Raw genomic sequence first — 594 nt, forward strand, 5'->3', positions numbered from 1 at the left:
GTTTTCTTACCGAGCACCGTGGCGGCATTGCAGACCACGGCACAAGAAGGATGTCGAGCGACAGTCGACGATGTAGGCTTGCGCAACGTGCGGGCCGGTCTTTTCCCCCCGAAAGCATTGCGGCCGCGATCAGCCCCTGCCGACATGCGGCCGCTCCGGCCAGGCGGGTCTCAGCAGCATGCGCGCGTTGAAGATGTTGAGCACGTTGGGCGTGATCGTCGGGCAGCCGAGAGCGGCGGAGATCGTCTCCAAAAGATCGTCCGGATCGTGCGGCGCGAGCCCGTCGCCATAGCCCCAGATCAGCGCCAGATCGTATGGGCCTTCGCCCTTGAGCTGTTCGACAGCCTGCCCATCCGGAATCCCGACGCCGAAATGCGGCTCGACATTGCGCATCCAGGCCTGCGAGGTCCAGGTCGCGCGATCCTGGCCGATGTGCCACTCGGTCGGGAGCAGCAGGGCAAGCCTGACTTTGCCCTTGGCTTCCGCCAGCCGCCGCACGACGTCAAACGTGAGTTGATAGGGCAGCAGCAGGGGCACGTTCGCGGTGAAGGTTCCCTCCCGGTACATTTCGGCGCAGCACAGCAAGATGATGTC

General features: G+C 64.3%; 1 protein-coding gene. It reads right to left on the reverse strand.

What is annotated here, in order from left to right; translation table 11 throughout:
* Window positions 1-129: 129 nt before the first annotated feature.
* Window positions 130-594: hypothetical protein (locus EN935_RS41275; RefSeq protein WP_164771897.1), on the reverse strand; the 465-nt coding region annotated here is incomplete at its 5' end.

This window comes from Mesorhizobium sp. M7D.F.Ca.US.004.03.1.1 (assembly GCF_003998635.1).
GTDB lineage: Bacteria > Pseudomonadota > Alphaproteobacteria > Rhizobiales > Rhizobiaceae > Mesorhizobium > Mesorhizobium loti.